The sequence below is a fragment of the Reichenbachiella sp. 5M10 genome, assembly GCF_002742335.1.
GTDB lineage: Bacteria > Bacteroidota > Bacteroidia > Cytophagales > Cyclobacteriaceae > Reichenbachiella.
This window is the reverse complement of sequence record NZ_MDGR01000007.1, coordinates 245834-267931: the sequence shown is the minus strand read 5'-3', so window position 1 is coordinate 267931 and position 22098 is coordinate 245834. Positions and strand designations below refer to the sequence as shown.

12 protein-coding genes are annotated in these 22098 nt (G+C 44.9%); 5 read left to right on the top strand and 7 right to left on the bottom strand.

Annotated features, from left to right (window positions below):
* Window positions 1–49 precede the first annotated feature (49 nt).
* The 3 genes from BFP72_RS01115 to BFP72_RS01105 are packed head-to-tail and all read left to right on the top strand — an operon-like array spanning window position 50 to window position 1382.
* A complete protein-coding gene (locus BFP72_RS01115) occupies window positions 50–610 on the top strand; it encodes an RNA polymerase sigma factor (protein ID WP_099597346.1) in 561 nt (186 codons plus the stop codon).
* A complete protein-coding gene (locus tag BFP72_RS01110; RefSeq protein WP_099597345.1) occupies window positions 607–900 on the top strand; it encodes a hypothetical protein in 294 nt (97 codons plus the stop codon). The genes BFP72_RS01115 and BFP72_RS01110 overlap by 4 nt, the downstream gene beginning before the upstream one ends.
* 11 nt (window positions 901–911) lie before the next feature.
* Entirely contained in the window at window positions 912–1382 is a 471-nt protein-coding gene (locus BFP72_RS01105; protein WP_099597344.1) for a periplasmic heavy metal sensor, read from the top strand.
* Window positions 1383–1388: 6 nt separating this feature from the next.
* Here the strand turns inward: BFP72_RS01105 and BFP72_RS01100 are convergent, their stop codons facing one another.
* Complete coding sequence (locus BFP72_RS01100) at window positions 1389–2246, bottom strand: bestrophin family protein (RefSeq protein ID WP_099600652.1); 858 nt, start codon at window positions 2244–2246, stop codon at window positions 1389–1391.
* A 297-nt stretch (window positions 2247–2543) separates the two neighbouring features.
* On the opposite strand from BFP72_RS01100, the gene BFP72_RS01095 reads away from it, so the two are divergent.
* Window positions 2544–5234, top strand: a complete 2691-nt coding sequence (locus BFP72_RS01095) for a triple tyrosine motif-containing protein (protein WP_099597343.1) — start codon at window positions 2544–2546, stop codon at window positions 5232–5234.
* Here the strand turns inward: BFP72_RS01095 and BFP72_RS01090 are convergent.
* The 3 genes from BFP72_RS01090 to BFP72_RS01080 all read right to left on the bottom strand — a co-directional run bounded on the left by BFP72_RS01090 (window position 5231) and on the right by BFP72_RS01080 (window position 6714).
* Entirely contained in the window at window positions 5231–5644 is a 414-nt protein-coding gene (locus BFP72_RS01090) for a GNAT family N-acetyltransferase (protein WP_221406452.1), read from the bottom strand. The two genes, BFP72_RS01095 and BFP72_RS01090, sit on opposite strands and share 4 nt — an antisense overlap.
* 13 nt (window positions 5645–5657) lie before the next feature.
* Window positions 5658–6110 carry a hypothetical protein gene (locus BFP72_RS01085; protein WP_099597342.1) on the bottom strand — a complete coding sequence of 151 codons (453 nt, stop codon included), beginning with the start codon at window positions 6108–6110 and terminating at the stop codon, window positions 5658–5660.
* Window positions 6111–6195: 85 nt separating this feature from the next.
* Window positions 6196–6714, bottom strand: coding sequence for a hypothetical protein (locus BFP72_RS01080; protein WP_099597341.1), 519 nt, complete (start codon window positions 6712–6714; stop codon window positions 6196–6198).
* An 87-nt stretch (window positions 6715–6801) separates the two neighbouring features.
* Between BFP72_RS01080 and BFP72_RS01075 the strand changes: the two genes are divergently transcribed.
* Window positions 6802–7752 carry an ABC transporter ATP-binding protein gene (locus BFP72_RS01075; RefSeq protein WP_099597340.1) on the top strand — a complete coding sequence of 317 codons (951 nt, stop codon included), beginning with the start codon at window positions 6802–6804 and terminating at the stop codon, window positions 7750–7752.
* A gap of 4 nt (window positions 7753–7756) precedes the next feature.
* Here the strand turns inward: BFP72_RS01075 and BFP72_RS01070 are convergent, their stop codons facing one another.
* Genes BFP72_RS01070 through BFP72_RS01060 form a run of 3 tightly spaced genes read right to left on the bottom strand, consistent with a single transcriptional unit; the run spans window position 7757 to window position 22026 of the window.
* Complete coding sequence (locus BFP72_RS01070) at window positions 7757–8671, bottom strand: PorP/SprF family type IX secretion system membrane protein (protein ID WP_099597339.1); 915 nt, start codon at window positions 8669–8671, stop codon at window positions 7757–7759.
* A gap of 2 nt (window positions 8672–8673) precedes the next feature.
* A complete protein-coding gene (locus BFP72_RS01065; RefSeq protein ID WP_143519893.1) occupies window positions 8674–11445 on the bottom strand; it encodes a cadherin domain-containing protein in 2772 nt (923 codons plus the stop codon).
* 3 nt (window positions 11446–11448) lie between these two features.
* Window positions 11449–22026, bottom strand: coding sequence for a LamG-like jellyroll fold domain-containing protein (locus BFP72_RS01060; RefSeq protein WP_099597337.1), 10578 nt, complete (start codon window positions 22024–22026; stop codon window positions 11449–11451).
* Window positions 22027–22098 lie beyond the last annotated feature (72 nt).

Below are 22098 nucleotides of genomic sequence, written 5' to 3'. Positions count from 1 at the left end.
AATTTTAGCAGAAGAGCACAACTCTTCTGCTAAATCTGAAATCCAAACCTTGAAAGAATCACAACTGGTATCGCTGCTGCAACAACACGACGAAGAGGCCTTCAAGGTACTCTTTGACACGCATGCAAAGAGAGTGTACAACACCTCCCTCAACTTCCTACAAATCCAAGAAGATGCGGAAGAGGTCACTCAGGATGTGTTTTTGGAGGTTCACGAAAAAATCGAACGCTTTAAACAAAAATCCACACTCAGTACCTGGATATACCGCATTACCTGCAACAAGTGCTTAGAGTTTTTGCGGAAAGCAAAAAGAAAAAAACGCTTCGCGTTTTTCGTCTCAGTGGATGGTGCCGAGACAGCACACTTGAGCGTAGATCACCCAGGCCTAGCGGCCGAAAACGAACAAAAAGCGGCTCTCATACAACAACAACTCGAAACTCTGGCAGACAGCCAACGCATGGCATTTACGCTATACCACATGGACGGGCAATCTTACCAAGAAATCGCCCAAATCATGGAAACAAGCCTATCCTCAGTCGAATCGCTGATGTTCAGAGCCAAAAACAATTTGAAGAAGAAATTAGCCCACATAGATTGGACAGAGTCATGAAACAAACCGAAAAACATGAAGAGCTGTGGAAAGCTCTCAAGCCTATCAAAGCTGTAGACGTGCCAGAAGGTCTCTATGCCAAAGTGCAACAAAAAATCAGGAACAAACAACGCGAACTACGCTTCAATATATGGCAGTATGCCGCCGCTGCAACTCTGGTTCTTGCCAATGCATTGGGTATATACTACGCCCAAAAATCAAGCACCGATACGACGACAAACAATGACCAAGTCATCGAACAACTCGCCAGTGACTACTCTTGGGACAGCAACGAATACTACGACTACTAAACAATAACCTCATGAAACCCTCTCACTACAATACTTTGAAAAATACATTCATCGTCTTCCTTGTCCTTTTCAATCTAGGGTGCCTTTTTGTACTCTTCAAAGGTCACGAAAGAATAAAGAAAAGTGAACACTTGAAAGAATCAAGGAGAGAACTCCTCAAGGAAAAGCTCGGACTGGATGACTCACAAATGGAACAATTCACTCTACTAAAAAAAGAACACGTAAAAAAACTGCGCAAGAAACAAAACAAATTGTTTCAGTTGCGCAAGGAAGTATTTGCACATCTTGGAGATCCAGATTTTGACATAGACACTTACACCCAAGAAATCGGAATGATCCAACAAGACATGGACCACATGGCATTCGAACACTTTTCAAAACTCCGAGCCTTGTGCAGACCAGATCAGTACGAAAGCTTTGACGCGTTTGCGCAGAGGATCATGCTCTCGCAGCATTCCAAAGAGCGCTCGCCCAAAAGGTAGGGTTCGTTAAGATAATATCTCCTTGACGTTGGCCTTGATTTTAGTACTCAACTGGTCCAATGGCAAATCATTGATATCCTTGCCAAACGGGTCCTCGATCTCCTCTGAGATCAGTTCCAAACTCAGCAAAAAGTAGAAAACAGGCAGTACAATCAAAGTAGTCCAGTAGCCAAACTGCCAGACCAAGCCGAAGGGTAGTGTGAAAATATAAAAGAAGATAAACTTCTTGATGAACATGCTATAGGAATAAGGAATGGGTGTGGAGTGAATCCGCTCACAAGCTCCATAGATATCCGAAAAGCTCTTCAGTTCCTTGTCCAACCCAAGATATTCCATTTCAGAAATATCCCCATTTTTCTTCATCTCACGAACTTTCTTGTAGAGCAAATTGGCAATGTAATTGGGGCGATGATCACTAGCGATGATTGCCTCACGAGTTGATTCATCACTGATCTCCATTTCACCAATGATTCGGCTATCTCTCAAGTGCTCCTTGATAGCCACAGTGATATTAGGAATCATCTCTCTAAAAAATGCTTTCGTTTCTTTGTCTTCTGTATAAGTATTGATTTTTATGGCCAAGTTCCGGGTATTGTTGACTAACTGCCCCCACAGCTTACGGCCTTCCCACCATCGGTCATAGGCTGTATTGGTCCTGAGCACCAAAAACAACCCTAAGAAAATCCCTAGAATGGAGTGAAAACTAAGTATCCCTGGATAGTGCAACTGCATCCAATCCAGCACCACATACTCCAGTACGACGGTAAACAAAGTCATACCCAAAAGCATGGGCAACAATCGACGAAAGACGAAACGGCTGTAAAAATTAAAAACAAGCCAATTTTTAGGGTTATACTTTATCATAATCATTCATTCTTAGCGCCGAGTTTAGATCTGGCAAGGTCAAAATAATGGTAAGTCAATCGACAAAAACAGTCACAACCAGTAGCTCACTCCGAACTATACCAATCATTCTCCAAAGATTGTCCAATCTCCTATAATATAAAAAACAACCCCTTGTTATATTTTTGAATCCCGCTTTCTGAACTGCTATTCGTTCTGATTTCCTCAAATTGACCATAGGAAAATGGAAGTGCTTCAAACTTATTGCTATCTTTCAAAGTGAAACTAGACCCTTAACCAAACCTGTCCTTACCTCATATGCTCAAAGCCTTAGCTACCACCGCTTTTCTCTTGCTATGGACCTATCCTACGTTGGTTGCCCAACAAGGAGATCTGTTTCTAACGCATCACCAGTTGGACCTAGAAGGCTTGGACAACCTCAATTTTGATATAGCCTCTAATCACAATGGTCAACTTTGTATCGCCAATCGCTCTGGCCTCCTATTTTATGACGGAGACAAGTGGGACTACATCTCTACACCTAGCAGTGCCCTCTCCATCACCTTTGACCATGAAGACAACCTTTATGTTGGTTGTGTGGGAGACTTTGGTATCATAGACTATAAAGACAACAAATACCAGTTCATCTCTCTCAATCCAAACAAACATGATCATGGACTGTACAACAAGACTTTGTACCAAGACTCCAGTGTATACTTTTTGAGTGAAAGCAACTTACAGCGCTACCATACAGGGCAACAACGCACCAATTTACTACTACTCGATGATCCAGAGGACTATTTCACCAACATGTTTGAAGTCGACGGAGAGGTTCTGTTGCAAACCAACGACACGATCTTTCGCTACCAAAACGATGCGCTGTCCTACCCAGACTGGTCACCACCTTCTCATGCTCGTTTCTTATTTTTTGACAAGCATCCGACAGAGGACAAATATGTCGCCGGCACCTCTGACAACCGTACGTTCATCTACCGAGCCCCGAAATTTTATGAGTGCAAAATCTCGGAATTTCTAGAAGAGCACGAATCCTTTGTCAACAACGGCAAATGGGTCAACGACCGCTACTTTGCGCTAAGTACACTGGAAGACGGATGCATCCTCTACGACAACAAAAAATCCGAAATCAAAGAAATCATCAACCAGAGCAAGGGACTCCCAGACAACCAAATCCACGCCATCGGTACAGACCAAGAGGAAGGGCTATGGATATCTCACGCCTATGGACTTAGCCGTATGGAGATCAACATCCCGTTCCGGAGTTTTTCCAACTTCCAAGGACTTCATGGCAATATATCAGAGGTCTATTTTCACAATCGTACACTCTATGCCGCAACCAGCGAAGGTGTATTCTATCTAGACAAAGAGGACGTTTACAAAAACAACGTCTACTATGTACCCAAAACAAACAAGCCATCTACTCAACCCAAACAACAAGAGAAAAAAAAATGGAAGCTATTTGGAGGCAACAACAAGGAGGAGCACTACTCCAACCCACAACACATCAAAAAGGAGGATAAAAAACAATATGAAAAGCGCATTCTCAAGGAGTTTTTGCATTCCAAATTTGTATTCAAACCGGTCGAAGGCATCCACTCCAAAACGGAAAAATTCATCGTGTACAAAGGCAAACTTCTTGTCGCAGGGACCAATGGCGTATACGAAATCAAAGATGGAGCTGGCGAACTCGTCATCCACGAACCAGTACGCCTCATCGAACAAGAGCGCAAAACCAACCGACTCATCATCTGTACATATTTTGACGAAATCAAACTCTACGAAATCGAAGACGACATATGGGTCATCTCCGACGAGATCGATCTTCATGGCAACATCATCCTCAATGCCCTCAATGACGTCAGCGGTCGTACATGGTTCATCACAGCAGGCTCACTGTATGAGTTCAACTCACTCAACTCCGAAAACCCAGATTTCAACACCTATGAGTTTGACAACCCATTCGTAGATAAAGCCAAACTGGCCTATATTGACAAACAGCTCTATTTGATCAACAACCAAGGATATTTCTACCTCAACACCACGCTCAAAAAGATAATCCCTGACACGACGCTGCTCCAACAACTCGGCACTCCGATCCGGCACTTGCAGCAGCGCAACGGCATCATTTGGGTACACAATGGTGAGAATTGGCACAAAATCAATCGAGACAAAACATTCGAAGAATTCGACAAGTTCAGGCTATTTCCCAACATGAACTACATCTCCAAGTACGGAGGTAGACTCTGGCTACTCAACGAATCCAAAGAGATACTGCAGTACGAACCTGCCATCTCAGATTCATTGATTGCACTCAACAAAATGTTTTTCCGTAAAGTGACGACCAACTACGGTGATGTCAAACTAGGCAGCAACATGAGCTTTAGCCACGACGAAAACACCATCCACTTTGAAATGTCTTGTCCAGACTACCGAGGACTTCTCAAATCAGAATACCAATACAAACTCAAGGGACTCAACAACGAGTGGTCGCAATGGAGAGAAAACAACCGCATCGATTTCAATTACCTACAGCCCGGCAACTATACGCTCAAAGTCAAGTCTCGTGACTCGTTTGGCAACATCCAAGAATCCCAAGAGGTAAGTTTCACCATCCAACCACCTTACTGGAAAACGCACTGGTTCTACGGTATCCAGATTTTCATGATGGCCATGCTCGTCATCGGATCGATCGTGCTCAACCGCCGTGCCAAATCTAAAAACATCCTACTTACCGAAGCATTGACTATACTCACGATTGTGATGGTCATCGAGTTTTTGCAATCCGTAGCTGCCAGTTATTTGAGTATACAAAGCTCTCCTGTCGTAGATTTCGGTATAGATGTAGGCATTGCTCTCTGTGTATTCCCTCTGGAGCAGTTCTTGAAAAAATACATGAAAGCTGAAAAACAGGGTCCGGGACTCTCTGGCAAAGGTATCCTTGACATCCTCGGGGCTCCTTTCAAAAAAAAAGCGAAAGCTGCCAAAGCCTAAGCGGCCAATAGCTTTTCCATGATGACAAAATCATAGCCGTATTGGCGATAAGTCCGCTCAGTACGGACCATACCAAAACGCTCGTAGAGCGCTGCGGCATTGGTGCGGGCATTGCACCAAATGGCCGCAACCTGATGTGCAGGCAGTACTACATCAAACACATGCCGAAGCAATGTCGTACCATAGCCCTTGCCTTGCTGATCAACGCGCGTACAAAACTTGCGAAACTGCATCTTGCCCTCCTCGACAAAAAGTGAGATCACAGACATCAGTATATCTCCCTCGTACAGTCCATAGTGCAAACCCTGCTCGTCGGCAGGGAGCTTGACCATCTCGATACTATGCTCAGGATACATGATCTCAAAGCGCATTTTCCAAACCGATTCTAACGGCACATGTTTGATTTCCATGGATATCTACGGGTTACTTCGTCGTACGAATGTAACGTTCGATGTTATATTGTTCGACACCCAAAGACTCAATTTTTTCGATTCCCTCCTGAATCAATGTATCTCCTGTCACCTTCATGACAAACTCGAAATCATTCCCTTCCCACTCCCGGTAATTGAGAAATTCAAGATGCTCTGTATATTGATCGCCTATCAACTCATAAGTCCCTCCTCCTGCTGTAAAAGCCGCTGTAGAGTCTTTGCCTTGATTGAGATCGTGCTTCAGAAAAGCAAAGTGTGTTTTGTTGATGATCTTGATGAAGCGCAAGTTTTGAGTATAATCCGTGACGATGGTATCCGTACCCTTGATCAGAGTACCAGACTGCAATTCCCAAGTCCCGATGAGGGGGTTCTTTTCTTCTTTCGTGCGACAGCATGCAGCCATACAAACAGCGATCAAAACGATCGCCCATGGGTTCTTTTTCATATGTGATGTTTGTTTTTGTTTTCGGAAAGTAAGGGGAATACATCTTGTGTTCCCAAAGATTTCGCCGAACGGCAATATAGGCTCGCTAATAGCTCCTGCCTACCACTCGAATATACCACCCATCTGCCATCTTGAATTTGATATCCGACTTGAACACCCAATTGATCAGCAGACTCGTCCCCACAGATGCCCCAAGAGAATACAACAACTGTTCGGTGTTGTTGAACTGGTCATTGGTGCCAATCGCGTAGTAAATCCCGATGCCTACACCGATGCTTGTCAAAGGCGCTAAGATAGGCCGCACTTTGGCCATGCGCTTGAACCCCGTCACATCCGAGAGCAGGATCGTTTTGTCGTCCGTGTACCGATCCTTTTTGCCTGTAGACTGAAACCGAATGGCCGTATCCGTGATCTCCAGCACATAACGTTCCACCTCTGCCGACTGGTTGAGATAGCCTTTGTATCTCAACTTTAGATAGTCTCCTTCTTTGACTTCTACCTTTTTGCCGAGCGCATCATTTTCGAAAACCAAGTGCTTTTGGCCATACGCCTCTACAGAAGCCAAGCCAATCAGGAGTAAGAAGAAGGTGCGATACAACATCATATTTCCATATTCATAGATACAACTTTAACTCAAATAAAGACAATCCTTTCCTTTGGACGGAAAATTAAGGCTATTTTCGCTCTGTTTATGAGTACACTCGTTCAAGTCCACCAAGTTCACAAATCCTTTAAAGAAAATGTCGTCCTTCAGAACATCTCCTTCGATATATCCGAAGGGGAGGTTGTCTGTATCTTGGGTGCGAGTGGCTCTGGCAAAAGCACTCTACTTCGAATCATGGGAGGACTCGAAGATGCGGACCAAGGACAGGTACGTGTAGACGAAGAGCACATCACGGGCCCTTCCAAAAATCTCGTGCCAGGCTATGATTTCATCAACTTCGTCTCGCAACATTTCAAACTGGAACAGTTCAGAACGGTACGCGACAACATCTACTCTGTCATCTCCTACTACCCAGACAAAGAATGCAACGAACGCATCGAGGAGCTGCTTGAACTCTGTAAGCTCAAAGACAAAGCAGAATCCTATCCCCGTGAGCTCTCTGGCGGCCAACAGCAGCGAGTAGCCATCGCTATGGCACTTGCTGACAACCCCTACCTCCTACTTATGGACGAGCCCTTTAGCAACCTGGACGTCAACATGAAGACTCAAATACGGGAAGAAATCGTAGAAATATTGCGCAAAGCAGAAGTCACCGTTGTACTCGTGAGCCATGACCCCATCGATGCAATGGCTGTAGCAGACCGTGTCATGATCCTAGAAGAAGGGCACATCTCTCAAATCGATACACCCCAAAACATCTACCAAAACCCTACATCAGCCTACGCGGCGCAATTTCTCGGGCCAATTAATTACCTAAAAGTCGATGGAAAGCCAATCGGCGTAAGACCTGAGCAAATAAGAATACACAAAGAAGGTGAACATGAAGGGAAGGTCACCAAGTGTATCTTTATGGGAATGCACTACCATGTTTGGTTGACATCAGATATTGCAGACAAGACCATCCTTTTGTACCATAGCTCCGCGCTCAATATCGGACAGACCGTTCATTTCAACCTGATGACAACCGAAATCACTTAGACTATCACTTGACTCTGCGATTTCTTTTTGTGGTAATGTGCGCAAATTCTTTATTCGATTTACTGTAGTGTATGCTCAGCATAATTTCACCCGTACTACTAGGAGCGACACTGTTTTGGTTCCAGTTGTACGCGTAGTTGTAGGACAGCTGATAAATATCAAACTTCAATCCCATACCGATAGAAACTTCTTTAGTACTTGACACACCCAGTTGCCCCCAAAAACGTCCTCGGTTCTCCACAGACAGACTCAAATTCACTTTCTCTGATTTGTCAAGATAAGATACCCAGTAAGCATTGGGTTTTAGTATCCATCTGTCTTGAGAAAAATAATGTTTGTAAGCAAAATACGCATTAAAATACTGGTTGATTGCCTGCGAATCATCAAAGATATAAGGCATCGCTATACCTGCTTCTATACTTGTAGAGTAATAGGCTAGACCCAAACCCATCTGAAAATTGGTGCCATAATAATAATCTGAAGATAACGTAGGATCAGACAAATCTACATAGGCCGACAACTCATCCAAGGAGTAACTCCGATTGACTATCCCGACATCCGCTCCCAAACTAAGAACGCGCTTGTGATCTAAAACCAGCTTATAAGCGAAACTAAAATCCAAATACAACGATTCAAAAAATGCCCGTCGATCGTAAGTCATTTTCCCTCCAATACCGAGCTGAGTCCTCTCCAAGGACTGATTGACAGCTATACGGTAGTTGCTGATTTGATTGACTTGCTGGGTCATCGGACGTCTACCTGTCACATAGCCAGACAGTCCCGTGAGCGCACCGGTAAATCCCGGATTGATTAAATAAGGGTTCACACTGTAAAAGTCCGTCTCAGGATACTGCTGTCCAAAACAGAACGTTGCCCCACCACAAAGACCGATGATTAGTAGTAAAATTATTTTCTTCATGACTATCGATCTTTGATATAAAACTGACCTTGATACCTCACCCCCGTATTGATATTTTCGAATAGATAATAGTAAACTCCCACAGGCAAAACCGCTCCACGGTAGTACCCATCCCAACTGTTGTCATAATTCGCTTTGGAGTACAGACGCACACCTCGCGCATTCATCACATGCAAGACAAATCCTTCGTAAACTTCGGGATTCTCAATGGTCAAAAAATCATTGAAACCATCTCCATTTGGGGAGATATAATTTCGAATAGGTAGCTCTGCCTCGGGCAAGTCTTCAACTTCCACGCTGACAGTACACGTGTCTCGCAGTATAGGCTCCCCGTCATCTTCCACGACTACTTCGAAGGAAAAAGAAATCGTCTGCTCATAATCAAGTACCTCAGGCATATTGACCGATATCTCTCCTGACACATCATCTAGGGCAAATACCCCAGCTCCATCTTCTAAAAAAGTATATGTCAGTTGCTGACCGTGATCCTGATCGATGGCTTGGAGTTGCCCTACGACGTGACCAAACGCCGTGTTTTCGCGCACAGAGAAAACAGTATCTAAAACCACAGGTGCCTCGTTGGTGTCTTCAATCAGGATTTCTACCTTTTCAGAGACCGACAGTCCTCCTTTGTCCCATGACTTGATCTCTACTTGATAGCTCGACTGAGTTTCATAGTCGAACAATTGATTGGCAAACAGCTTGTTGTCCAAAACAACAAACGCATTGTTGGTAGGAGACTGATCAATCTGTATGATCTCATAGCTATGAAAGTCTACTTGATCAGCATCCAGCGTCTCCAACGTCCCCACTAGCGCTCCCGAATTTCGGTTTTCCAAAAGTGTCTGACCTGAAATCAAAATACGTGTAGGAGCCTCGTTGATGTCGGTCAGTCGAACATGCAGCGAAATCACCTCCTCCAACGACGGGACACCATCATCTACGATGCTCACTGATAGATAGTAGTCCGACCTAGATTCATAGTCCAACACCTCTGTCAATGAAACAGCTCCTGTCACTGGGTCCATCTCAAAAGGCAAATCGCTTAGTGCACTTCTCAGTTCATAACTGAGCTGCTGTCCTGCATCCGGATCATATGCTTCGATTTGTCCAACCAACATCCCCACAGCATGCTCCTCGGACACCGTCCATAACGTATCGTAGGCTCGGGGCTGTTCGTTTTGATCTGTCACAAAAACAAAAAGGGTCTTTTCCAGTTGATGTCCTGCCTTATCCCTGACACGCACATCCAAGGAGTAGCTATCCAAAGATTCCTTATCAATCTGCTTTTTGGTGATCAACTGATTGTCTATCAGTTCAAAGTAGGTATGATCCTGCTGGTTTTCAGTTGCTAAAATTTCATATGAAAATCGCTCACTCGCATCCTGATCGTCTACCTCTAGTTCCCCTACCAAGGAGCCGACATCTAGATTCTCTGAAATAAAGATCTCTGACAAAGTCACATCACTTGGCGGTTCGTTTTCGTCCGTCACTGCCATCACCAAGCTCTGCGTAGAAGAAAGGGATGGCGTGCCATCATCAGTCACTTTCACATCAAAAGCATATTGAGTAGCCGCTTCATAATTGATCGCTCCTGTCACGGTCAGCACCCCAGACACTGGATCCATCGAAAACGGAAGGCCAGTCGTCAGCATCTCCAAAGTCAAAGTTTGCCCCACATCTGGATCGCTAAATGTCAGCGTACCCAGTGAAGATCCAACGGATACATTTTCAACTGTACCGAATGTCGCTTCACTGATCTGTGGCGCTTCGTTCTCATCTAATACGGATAGTGTCAAGGCTTTGCTAAATGTCAACCCAAACTTGTCTTCACTCGATATCAATAGTTGATATTCTGAACGACTCTCATGATCCAAGACGGTGTTCACCTTCAGTTGACTACCGTTGATCACGAAAAATGCCGTATCCTCATTTTGACTCACTGGAGTAAAAAAATAACTGTGCATCTCATCCCTGTCCTCATCCGCTGTAGCGATCAACGCAACCAGTGCTTGCGGAGAATTGTTTTCGGTGATCGCATACTGAGAGAGGGTTATATCAGTTGGAGCCTCCTCGAGGTTCGTCACATCAAAATCCAAATCCACGGACACACTAGCACCCAAAACATCCGTAGCAGTCAGTCTGACAGAAAATGCACGCAGCATTTCATAATTCGCTACTTGGCTCACCACTATAGAGCTCCCACTGATCGCTATAAGCGAAGATGCTGCAGGAGGATCAAAATCACTCAACCCCAAAACATGACTGTCATCATCTCCATCCGACACCTCTAGGGTACAGATCACTTCCCCACTGGCTAGATTTTCTTCAAATCTCGTAGTAGAAACTGTGACAGCAGTGGGATAGCGATTGTCTGAGATCACATACGGATCACTGACCGATCCCACGAGTTGATCCGCTACGAAAGCCAACTCAAACCTTCCCTCTACTACAGCATCTTCCGTTTCGTCATAGATTTTGAATGTGACTTGCTCCCCCTGTGCTACCCGACTGCCTATCTGAAAAATCGCCAAATATCTACCCGAAGGCTCATGAAACGAATCGGCATACCCTATGCCACGTATCTCCCCCCCTACGAATGCAGCCACTTTGTTTTCTCCTTGTTCCAGTAGCCCACCCTCTCGCTCAATCACTGCGCTGACAGACATTCGAAAAGGGAACTGACTGTAGTCTACTGACCAGTCGGGATCTTGGGCATGCAAGCACTGCATCGATAGCACCCAAAACCCCAATACGCTAATTATCTTATTCACTGGTTATTCTTTAATCAACAGTTGCGATCGATCCTGACTAGCCGATTGTAGTTTGAGTACATACACTCCTCGATGGACCTCTCCTCCATGGTCATCTAGACCGTTCCACTCGAACTCCACGAGCTCTTCAGGGTTTCCTAAAAACTCACGATCAATCAATAGTTTGCCGTCCATCGATACGACTCGTAGTTGTGCAAAACCGTCGCTATCTAGGGCAAAAACAAACTTGACATCCGTATCAAATGGATTTGGGTAGACATTGGACCCCAAGTACGCATCCTCCTCTAGATGAAAGTTGAATAGAACTGGTGAGTCTGTTGTCCCCTCTAAGGTAGCTGCCTCAAATACTCGTGACTCATCCAGTGGATAGCTCTTCTCGCCAAACCGTAGCTTAAATACCACATCTTCTGATGCATCTCCATATACTGTCAAATAATACACAGATTGGCCATTGACCTCCTGCGCTTCTGCGACACCTCGGAGTTGCCCCTCATGATACGCTTCTAAGACAGGTGCATCACTTGCCAGATCCAGACCTATCACTTGCACAACCATGGACATATTGTCTCGGTACTGATGCGGATCCAAACCTGATTGTTCGTAGATAGCAGTCACTTGATTGGTCCTAGAAGACGCATTGATCAAACCCGACTGAGGAAACACCAACTGCTGATCTTCCGAAACCTTCATCACATACCCCTCATTTGGAGATAGGTATTTAAGATTCCCTATCCATTTGAGCACTGGATCGTAGATAGCAAACGCATACTGACTTTTGATGATGTCTCCATCACTAGCCTGTAGCGAAGCAAGGGCCTCATTGATCTCCATGTTTTCCTGCCCCAAGAAACTGACCCAGTTCCACTCGCGCGCCAAGGACTCACTAGTCGGTGAATATAGAGGTATCTGTGACACCTGCGTATCGACTGGCTGACCAGAAAAACTAATCCGCTGCGTGTTGGCTGAGAACACCCGGTACGATTTCGTCACGTCCAAACCTCCTTGACCCACTGGCAAATTGTCACCAGCCAAGCTTCCTATCCAAAGCTCATTTTCCTGATCATAGATATCCAAACCATCCATGCCGATGATCCGATCACCTGACGTCAGTGGCTGACCAGCAAACAAACGACTGCTACGCGTCAAATCATCAGAATCCAAACTAAAGGACACCCACTTCCAACCTTTTGGTATGTTGACTGTAGTCACCACATGTTCGTTAGATAAAAAAACTATGGGTGTAGAAGGACTACCATATATCTCGTTTTGGATAAACCAAACTGGATCAGATGGAATTTGTGGAGTTGCAATATGATTGAGCACTTTGCCCTCACTTGCGTCCCAAATCCTAAACTCCAACTCCTCACCAGACAGTGCATTGCTATAGGCAGACAAGAACACCTGATAGGTATCGTACACCTCTTGGTACGAAAGGGTCGCCATACCTCGCAACTCATCATTGACAAATACCCCTACGACATCCTCATCATCTACCGAATAGACCTCCCCTATTTTGACTTGTCCGATAAAACTCATCGTGTATTGAAAATCCTCAGGTGAGAATACCCAATCATCTGGAAGTGATCGGCTGACTTTGAGATCCAGCAATAAAGTCTCGTTGAAACCAAAATCTGTTCTAAGATGAATCGCCTCTTGGTATTCACCGATATTGAGCCCGGCATTGACTGTAAATACGATGTCCTCTTCCCCCTCCGGAGCAATCACCCCAGATGATGGGGTGGCACTAAGCCATGTAGGGAGATTGTCCACGACGAAAGACTGGTTTTCCCCTCCTTCATTGATCAGGGTACTGGTGAAGCTCAAAGGTTCATCAATCAATTTTTGTAACGATACTGTCCTATCCTCCCACGACACTTGGTTGCGATCCACATATGCCGACCAGGTCACAGGAGACTTCATCACATTTCCATTCTGATCCACTAGCCCTCTCACCGAAATATCCAGTATGCAGTTTTCGATCGTTTCGGGACTATCTTCATCAAGCGTGATGATGATTTTATCCCCGTTGACCGAATAATTAAAATAGACCGGTGTCTCGTTAGGCTTCAGGACAATGTCAGGATTTTCTACCGAATACTGCTCACCAGTACTCATCCCCTCCTCTCCCAGGTCATACTCGTCATAGCAATCAAGACTACCTTCGGAAATTCTCAACAACTCGTTGTACTTTTCGAAAGGCACATAACACACCAAACCCAATTCATCACCGTCCAGCTTGTAGTACGCCATGCGCTCTATCTGCTCGCTACGTTTGGCCATGCGCCACAGCCTAAACTCGTCCATCTGACCGACAAAAGAATCCTCGAAAGGTAGCTGCGTTGACTCATGGAAGCTCAAACGGCTACCCAAGACCACTGCAGGTCCTCCATACCCTCCAAAGGAATCTGCACCAAAAGACGAAATCAAATTCGTATCAAAGAAAGCACTGGTCTTACCGACACGATTGACAACCAATCCCAGATGATGCCATTGTTGATCCAGTACCGACTGTCCTACAAGTACAAAAAAGGAATTGTCATGAGTCAATATAATCTGCCCCAGAGGAGTAATGGCAATTTCCCAGTCCAGACCAGTGACATTGCCATTGCTCACGAGCGTCATGGTATCGGCGGTACTGGTGTTGGCGGTTTTGAACCAAAACTCCAAAGAGAAGTCCTCGTCATCATCAAAAGCCTGAGATGCGAGTGTGACCGGATTGGTTCCATCAAAATCATAAGCAAGCGAAGTAGGTTCAGACCACCAATCTGCGTGGATCGCAGCATGCCTGGCCAGCACTCTGTCTTCCGACAATGCGCCACGCCCTTCGTTGAGCGGCCAATACCCCAATAGCCCTATTTCACGCCCAGACAGGTCTCTGTAAAAATTAGACGCTATGTCTGTAGACAACATATACTGACCCCAGAGTCTCAATTCATGGACATTTCCCGTAAATGAAGTAGCTCCCTCTCCGCCCAACACTAAAGGTGTCGCAGCAAAATGTGTCGCAACGAAAGTCTCGTTGAAACCGACCAGCTCGGCATTGTAATAGAGCGCAGCTTTGTTCTCAATCGGGTCGATACTGAAAGCCACATGTGACCAAACATCCAACGAAACGGGTGCATCAGAGGTCACATCAAACGTCCCCAAAGTTAACTGAAGACGACCATCGGCAAGCAGTTTTAAACTCAGGTCAGTAGTCGTCGCGTCACCATGATGCAAAAGTTCCTGCTCTCTATGAGCAAACTCTTCGTCACGTCTCACCCACATCTCTGCAGTGATCGCCGTATTCTGAAGCTGAACATGGTCTATGACTACCTGATCCGTATCACTGTCTGAAAAACGAATACTCGTAGGGTGTCTTAGTGTTGTACCGTTGATCTTACCCGTGACTTGGATAAAATCCCTATCGACCAACCCCGCCTCTATCGGTTCATTCAGTGTCAGTATGATTTCGTCATTGGGCGACAATACACCATCCGCGGGGGAGGGTCGCCCAAAGGCATGAGGACTCGTACGGTCCAGAGTCCCATTGATGAGATTGGAGTAGGACTCCAACCCGTTGGTACACATGTATTGCCACCGAAGCTGATACCCACCATCTGGCAGATTGTACTCCTCTGTATCCCAATCATACACGATGTAATTGTTGTCTATCGGGAAATCGAAATAATTTTCCCCTATTGCTCTCTGCTCGGCTACCTCATCAACATCTCTACTCCATACAGCGGCATCTACCCAATCCTCATCGGTCTGATACGTTGCTTTGAACTGAAGTTTAATTTTCTCATGATTGGCAAAATAGAAGCTCTGCTCCTGAATCTCGACTTGGACCTTCGAGTCTACTTGATTGTTGACTATCCATCCAGGGGTAGGTGAGATCACAGTAGCTATTGGACACGAGGGGTCAAAATAAACCGATAGCGTGTCTCGGGCATAGATGTCCTCCTGAAAATCCAAATCCTGACCAAAGTCAAACTGACACCCCGCGACTAGATAAACGACGATGTCTTCATAGTCATAGACATCTTCGACGGGCCTGAGAGTAATCGACTTGGTCAGTTGCTCTCCTCCATATAGGGCGATGGGCGTCCCTTTGATGAATCGCTCTCCATCCAATCTCATCGTTGGCCCAGCACCTGTAGTTCGCTGATCCACCACGAGATTATAGGTACGGACCGTGTCTTCTGCATTCTTGTTTTCAAGAATGATATCAAAAGTAGCCCGGTCGTTTAGACTCCAAGGAATCCCTCTCTGCACACGTGGCTCAATCCTAAAGCCAGGCTGATCTCGCTGGAAAGTACCGTAGTTTAAAACATAATCCTCCGACGAGCTATTTTCTATTACGAATCGGTTATCGTCGACAGGATGTTCTAAGTACCCTCCAATTATTCCTTTTGATTGTAGATCATCCAATAATTCTGGTCTTAAAAACTCCAAATACCTAGCCTTCTCCTCAGGCTCATATGGACAAGAGGTTCGCCCCCCTTTGGTGATAAACACGGGATTGATATAGTCTGTAGTATCAGGTTTCACATAATGAAACTCTCCGTCAACGTCATTGATACTACCCGCACTAGCAGGCACAGCCGCCACACCTTGATCAAATCTAGAATATAGATCATTCATACTGATCACTGCACTATCTGTATCATAATTAGCACCACTCAAAATCACATCAACTGAATATTGATCGCCTGGATCATCATCCTGAAGATGGATGGTGGTGGCTTGGGTACTACTCTGCTCAGAGCTATTTCCTGTTTCTACATATACGGCATTGCCTATTTGAAAATTGATATCTGTATAAGCTCCGAAAAAAGAAAAGTCCGAATGAAAATCAAATGCTGTGTACCAACTATACTGCTGACTGTACCCAAAATCATTGGTCACTCCGAGTTCATAGGATTTTTCAATGTTAGAACCGTACCCAAACGATATATTTTCCTTCCTATAATCGCTATCATTTCGAGAGGCAAAATACTTCGCTACCAGTTTATCATATTCATTCTGGGCAATTGCGGACTTCCAAATCCTAATCTGATTTTTCAATCTATTTTGATCATCAGGGTCAGATACGGCTACCAGATCCTTTTCAAGGTCAGCAATGAGCTGTTCGATTTGTCTCTGTGTGTAATAAAAAAGCGTCGATTCTTGAAGGTTAAAAGAAATAGATTTTGACCTAGCAAAAGCATACTCTTCACTGTTAACAACAAAACTATTCGCATAACACTCATTGACCCCTCCACAAGAGTCTAGAGGGATAATATCAAGATTATAACTGGGAGAATAGAATATATTTAAAGCATTACCCACAAATAAATCACTCCCGGCCCCAGTGTTTTTGTTTTCTTTAGAAGTATTGAGTTTGACCCCCTCGGTAAATGATATAATAGAGGTCTCTTTGGCTTGCCTATCCCCACTCGAATTCTCCACAAACCCCAAAGTAGTCTTCATTTTGACTGCCACATTGGAACTAATCAGTGTGCCTATATCTTGTTCATAATAAACCCCCATTTTTATTGACCCTTGTTGCTTAAACCCTCGCTTATACGTGGACGATCTGACTTTTGTAAATTTGGCCTTATTCAAAAACTCAGTGTAACTCTGACTTCCTGGAGGATCTCTTAAAACAATATCTACAACTTGGTATTCTTCCTGAGAGACCGTGTAGAAACTTTGCTGTGATTTATCCAATGAAGTTCCAAGCACAATTCCACGAAACAAATCATCCTTTTCTTTCCACGACGTAGTAGGCCCTATGATCTGAACCGTCTTGGTAAAGCTCTTTTCTGGATATTGACGATCTATTAACAGTGACGGTTCGCCAACAGAGAACGTGTATATAACCTCCCCATTTTCCAAACTCATCACGCCGGAGTGTCCCGCAATTTCATTATCAATCTGTATTGTACCTGACCTTATGGTATCCTGGTAATAAACAATCGGATTATGGGAGTCTAACACATTATTGTCTCTGTTTTCATATTCTTCACTCAGTGTGATACCCCATGTGTATTCACCTGTCGCGAATACTTCATACGGAAGTGGAGAGGCCTTAATATCAAGTGAAACACCCGGAAGAACCTCATAGAATTCAGAGCCTAACACCCCAGGTATTTCCACCAAATCATCCCCTACCCGGTACTGTTTCACAGTAAATCGTTCTCGTGTTCTAAAAACAAAATCTCTCTTCAAGTCATAGAGTACCAAATCCGAATCACATGTAGTCCCTGTACACGCTACTGTATCCGTCTCTAGATCATCTCTTGACAAATCAATCGAAGACTCTGCCAACCGTTTAAGCTCTCGATTAAATTCAGTGGTTTGTGAGGGGACTCGAAGGTCAACGATATTGTATCGAAATGGAGGAAGATCAACGAGATACTCCCCCGTAGCGACATCAGTGGTCACCACCGTCTCAAAGCATGTCTTCCCAATTGATTTGAGTTTGATTTCGGCTGTACCGATGTTGTTGATTGATTGGCCAGATCCAGATATTTTCTCCCCTTCTGTCGCGCCTCCCACGACCTTGCCTATCAAGGTACGCGTGGTGTTGTCATAGAATACCAGGTCAAAGACATTGTCTTGAAAATTGTACTTACCCGACGGAGGCCAAACCGCCTCTGCGAATGTATGATTGTTTTTGGCAACTTTGATTCTATGCTTACCAATCGGTACATCCATTTCAAACCGACCATTGGCATCAGTAGTCAACACCTGCCCATCTACCAACACTGGCTGATCATCAATATATATATTGACTCCCTCTACATAGCAATTGGGCGCATCTGGATCATCCGCAGACTCATAACCTAAAATCCTCGGATCGTACTTGACCGTACCTGTGACAGCAAAGGACGAGTTGTCCTTAAAATTCTTTTCGTTTTGTATCTGCTGCGATGGACCTATATACAGAATCTTGTTGGATGGCTCAAAACTGTGTGCCCCAAAAACTGGTACCAGTTTGAAGTTGTTGCCACTACCCGAATAGATGATAGACTGAATAGAATAATTACCGTCTGCATCCGTGAAGGCTGTAAAGGACAAATCCTCTTGCTCCGGCACGACATTCGTCCACTGTGCAAGTCCTATCGTCGCATGGTGACCATTGAAAGCCTTCTTGCCTGTACCGTCTAAGGCATACGAGGCATCAAACGCATGAGTAGAGACCTTTTCATCGATTCTCCAATACCCAACCAAACCTTCCTGTCCTCCTGACAAGTAGCGGTTGTAATCTTGATCAATACTCTGCTGGCTCTTGGCTCCCGACCAAAGCAACACCTCATCTATCATCCCCGCAAATCCTCCGAAATGTATCTCCTGATCCTCCGCCTCAAACAAATCTTCGAGATGAGAAACAGCCACTGTATCCACCCCTTTGCCATTGATATATAAGATCAAGTCAGCACCATCATAGGTCATCAGCAGGTTGTTGTACTCTCCCAAGTAAAGCTCCGGGCTCAAAACAATCTCTTCGCTCCCCATACTTCCTGCTTGGATACTCAAGGCTGCTTGGTAGGCCTCCTTTTGATAAGTATTGACGGTATCGTTGACGATGTATGAAAACTGCTCTCCCATCGCCTTGAAAACTTGTCTCTCTCCGTCTAGCGTTTGTCCCAAATAGTACACATACTCGTCGGTAGTTGCGTCCCGGACAAAATCCTCCACATCTAGGTATCCATCCTTTAGGGAGATTTGATACAGCGTATCCTTCGCTGAGTTGAACAAAAACTCTTCTTCGCCTGTGGATAAGTTCGTCAAAGTCAAAGCAGTCACAGCATGACTAGCAGCTCCCTGTGGCACATACAATACGGTGTCCTGGTACTCGGCAGTGCGAAGAATCCCTGATGGATCGATGAGGTACTGCGTCAGTCCCGATCCAGTAGTATCAAAGACTTTCGTTCTGTCTGTATTGACGACCCCTAGGCTCTGTCCTTTTTGGATTTCCTCTGTTATGGTTTTGTCAAGCAAAAAAACGTCATAACTCACTTCTGGGTCTGTATCATTTGGCAACCTGCGCGCAAAGCGCTTTCCTCGGACGAGCTTATTGTTGAGTTCGTCTCTATAGACGTAGTACACGTTGTTGCCCACGATCATATGCATCGCATCACCCGCTGCATTGTATACGACATCATCTATAATCGTCCCTTTGGTGTCCGCATCATTCGCGAATATCATTTGGTTGTCCTTGATGCTAGCATACGCCTGCCCTAGCTCATAGGAGATATTGAAATGCTTGGCTAGTCTCAGCTGATCACTATCTATAAAAGCCAGTACAAAATCACTATCAAAAGCTTCGTAAACCGTGTCTCCTCTCAAGTACCCGACCAATGAGTCTGCCATTGCTAGGGAGGTGCGCTGTGTCTCCAACGGATACCACTTCTCGTCCTGTTTGACCATCCATGGCTCCCCTCCCACAAAGTGATACAGCGTATCTCCCGAAGCGAAAGCTGAAATCTCTTCCTTGCTATACTGGACAAAACCCGTCCCAGACAGCTGGCCCAATATCGATTGATCCTGCAAGGACTGTACCTCACCAGAAGGCAACATATACCCCACGAGTTCGTCTGCTACCCCTATCCTCTCTGTGGCCTCCAAATAGTCTATCTCATGAAACTCCGTAGCACCACCTGCCAAAGGTGCAATCTGCAAGTAATCTGTCCCATCAGACACCTGCATGAGGGTTTGTCCTGCGGATTTATCTTCCAACCGAAACCAAAACGATAGAGACCATTCCTTGTCTGGAAACCAGTTTTCTCCTTCATTTTCTAGAGGGATTGTCAAGAGATTGTTGGTCATATCGAGACTGACCCCTCTATTTTCTCCATCAGAGGGGGTAGCCAATACACGCACTCCTTCGACGGCATTGCCTCCCTCGTAGTTGATTTGACCGTTGATGATACCTGTCTCGGACCTGACTCCTACATCTGTGATCATCGATGCGATTTCTAACTTGGACGGGACGTAGTTCGGACATGAAATGGCCAGTTGTCCATAGTTGTACAGTACGCCTGGCTCGGTATCAAAATCTTCAAATGAAGAGGTTTTGATATCTTGTCTATTTACGATTTCGGGGTTATCCTCCGATCCCTCTCTTTTTCGATATATGATGATCTCGGAAGCCTCATTGTCACTGCTCACTATCCAATTCAGTGCCACACGATCATTGTAGTGATATTTGGACACCTCTAATTCGTCAAAGCCATTGAGGTCCGTATTGAATGAAATGACCTGTTCTACACGCATAGAGTTCGCCTCATCAAAACAGTCCTTGCCTGCTACGACCATGTACTCATACTGTAGACAGTTGCTCAGACCATCATCTACAAACGATGTAGTCCCGATGGGCAGCTTGTCAGATCTAGGTGATCCGTCGCGATAGACCTGAAAATAATCTACAGGAGTACCGTCTACTGGGTAGGTCCATTCGACCGTTGCTTCGTCTGTCCCATCAGTCGCTGGAATGATCTGCACAATAGAGGGTTTGGAAGGAGGTCCCTCAAACATAATGTGCTGGGTATACTCACTCTTGGTGTATACTTGGTTGCCACAATTATCAAATGCTCTAACCCTATAATAAAAATCCTGATTGACCGGTACTCCTGGATCGTCGAATGTAATCGTGCCAAAAGTCTGTGTGACTGTGCTGACAATAGGAGCAGTAAACGCATCGGTAACATCTCGCTCTACTTCGAAATAGTCTATATCTACCTGATCATCTATCTCCCACTGCAAACGAACCGATTGGTCACAAAAATTAGGGGTGCTCAAAGAAAAAGATTCGAAGTAATTCGAACTATCAAAATTTTTGATTGGGTTGCCATCTACTGAGGTAGGCAATCCCAAATCCCTGACTTCCGAATCATGCCGTACCCGTACTTCGTATTCGTGATCCGAGACGTTATCGTAAGCCACGTTAGTATCCTTCCATTTCAACGTATTGAAAGAGACAGCCGCTCGATACACCCCGTCACGATATATAACGAACGACGCGTTCGTGCACGAGAAGCTCGGTTTCTCCCATTCCAACTCAACCCCGTCACACAGTGGCTCCAACTCCAGAGGTCCTACTATACGCGGAATATTCGGAGCTGTCTGATTTCCTGAAGCCCAAGATTTTGAACTTCCATTGTAAACACTCTTGTATTCTATTTTAAACGTCTGACCTTCTCCAGATTTATCATCTGGCAGGTTAATGGTAAAATCCGTATACTTATGATATCGATGACCTGTAGAGGCTGCACACCCTACATTATCCGTAGTGTTGTGCCAAGAATAAGAAGCTGAAAACCCACTATTTTTACTCCAAGAATAAGTAGATGAGGTTCTGACAAGATCATAAATTCGAGTGCTCGTACCATTGACAACAATGTTTACCTCTGCACTGCTGGTACGGTCAGCAAAACTTCCAACCGCACAAACCCCGCCTCCATTATAAACTTCCTCAATATGAACTCTAAAGGAAACTTGATTTTTACAGAAGTCGTAGTTAAAGTTAGACACTCCTCCGCCAGCCACTGCTTTCCAATGACTCAGCAAAATAAAGAGTATAACTGCTAGACTGTTGAATATTGCTCTCATGATGTTCGTTGATATGGTTGTAGTATTACCACCACAAACCTATAACGGCTCCACACCCTGTACTCAAAACTT

Excerpts from the sequence above, each read along its gene's own strand:
- BFP72_RS01110 (WP_099597345.1), top strand. The coding sequence starts at position 607 with ATGAAACAAACCGAAAAACATGAAGAGCTGTGGAAAGCTCTCAAGCCT.
- BFP72_RS01105 (WP_099597344.1), top strand. The coding sequence starts at position 912 with ATGAAACCCTCTCACTACAATACTTTGAAAAATACATTCATCGTCTTC.
- BFP72_RS01100 (WP_099600652.1), bottom strand. The coding sequence starts at position 2,246 with ATGATAAAGTATAACCCTAAAAATTGGCTTGTTTTTAATTTTTACAGC.
- BFP72_RS01095 (WP_099597343.1), top strand. The coding sequence starts at position 2,544 with ATGCTCAAAGCCTTAGCTACCACCGCTTTTCTCTTGCTATGGACCTAT.
- BFP72_RS01090 (WP_221406452.1), bottom strand. The coding sequence starts at position 5,644 with ATGGAAATCAAACATGTGCCGTTAGAATCGGTTTGGAAAATGCGCTTT.
- BFP72_RS01085 (WP_099597342.1), bottom strand. The coding sequence starts at position 6,110 with ATGAAAAAGAACCCATGGGCGATCGTTTTGATCGCTGTTTGTATGGCT.
- BFP72_RS01080 (WP_099597341.1), bottom strand. The coding sequence starts at position 6,714 with ATGATGTTGTATCGCACCTTCTTCTTACTCCTGATTGGCTTGGCTTCT.
- BFP72_RS01075 (WP_099597340.1), top strand. The coding sequence starts at position 6,802 with ATGAGTACACTCGTTCAAGTCCACCAAGTTCACAAATCCTTTAAAGAA.
- BFP72_RS01070 (WP_099597339.1), bottom strand. The coding sequence starts at position 8,671 with ATGAAGAAAATAATTTTACTACTAATCATCGGTCTTTGTGGTGGGGCA.
- BFP72_RS01060 (WP_099597337.1), bottom strand. The coding sequence starts at position 22,026 with ATGAGAGCAATATTCAACAGTCTAGCAGTTATACTCTTTATTTTGCTG.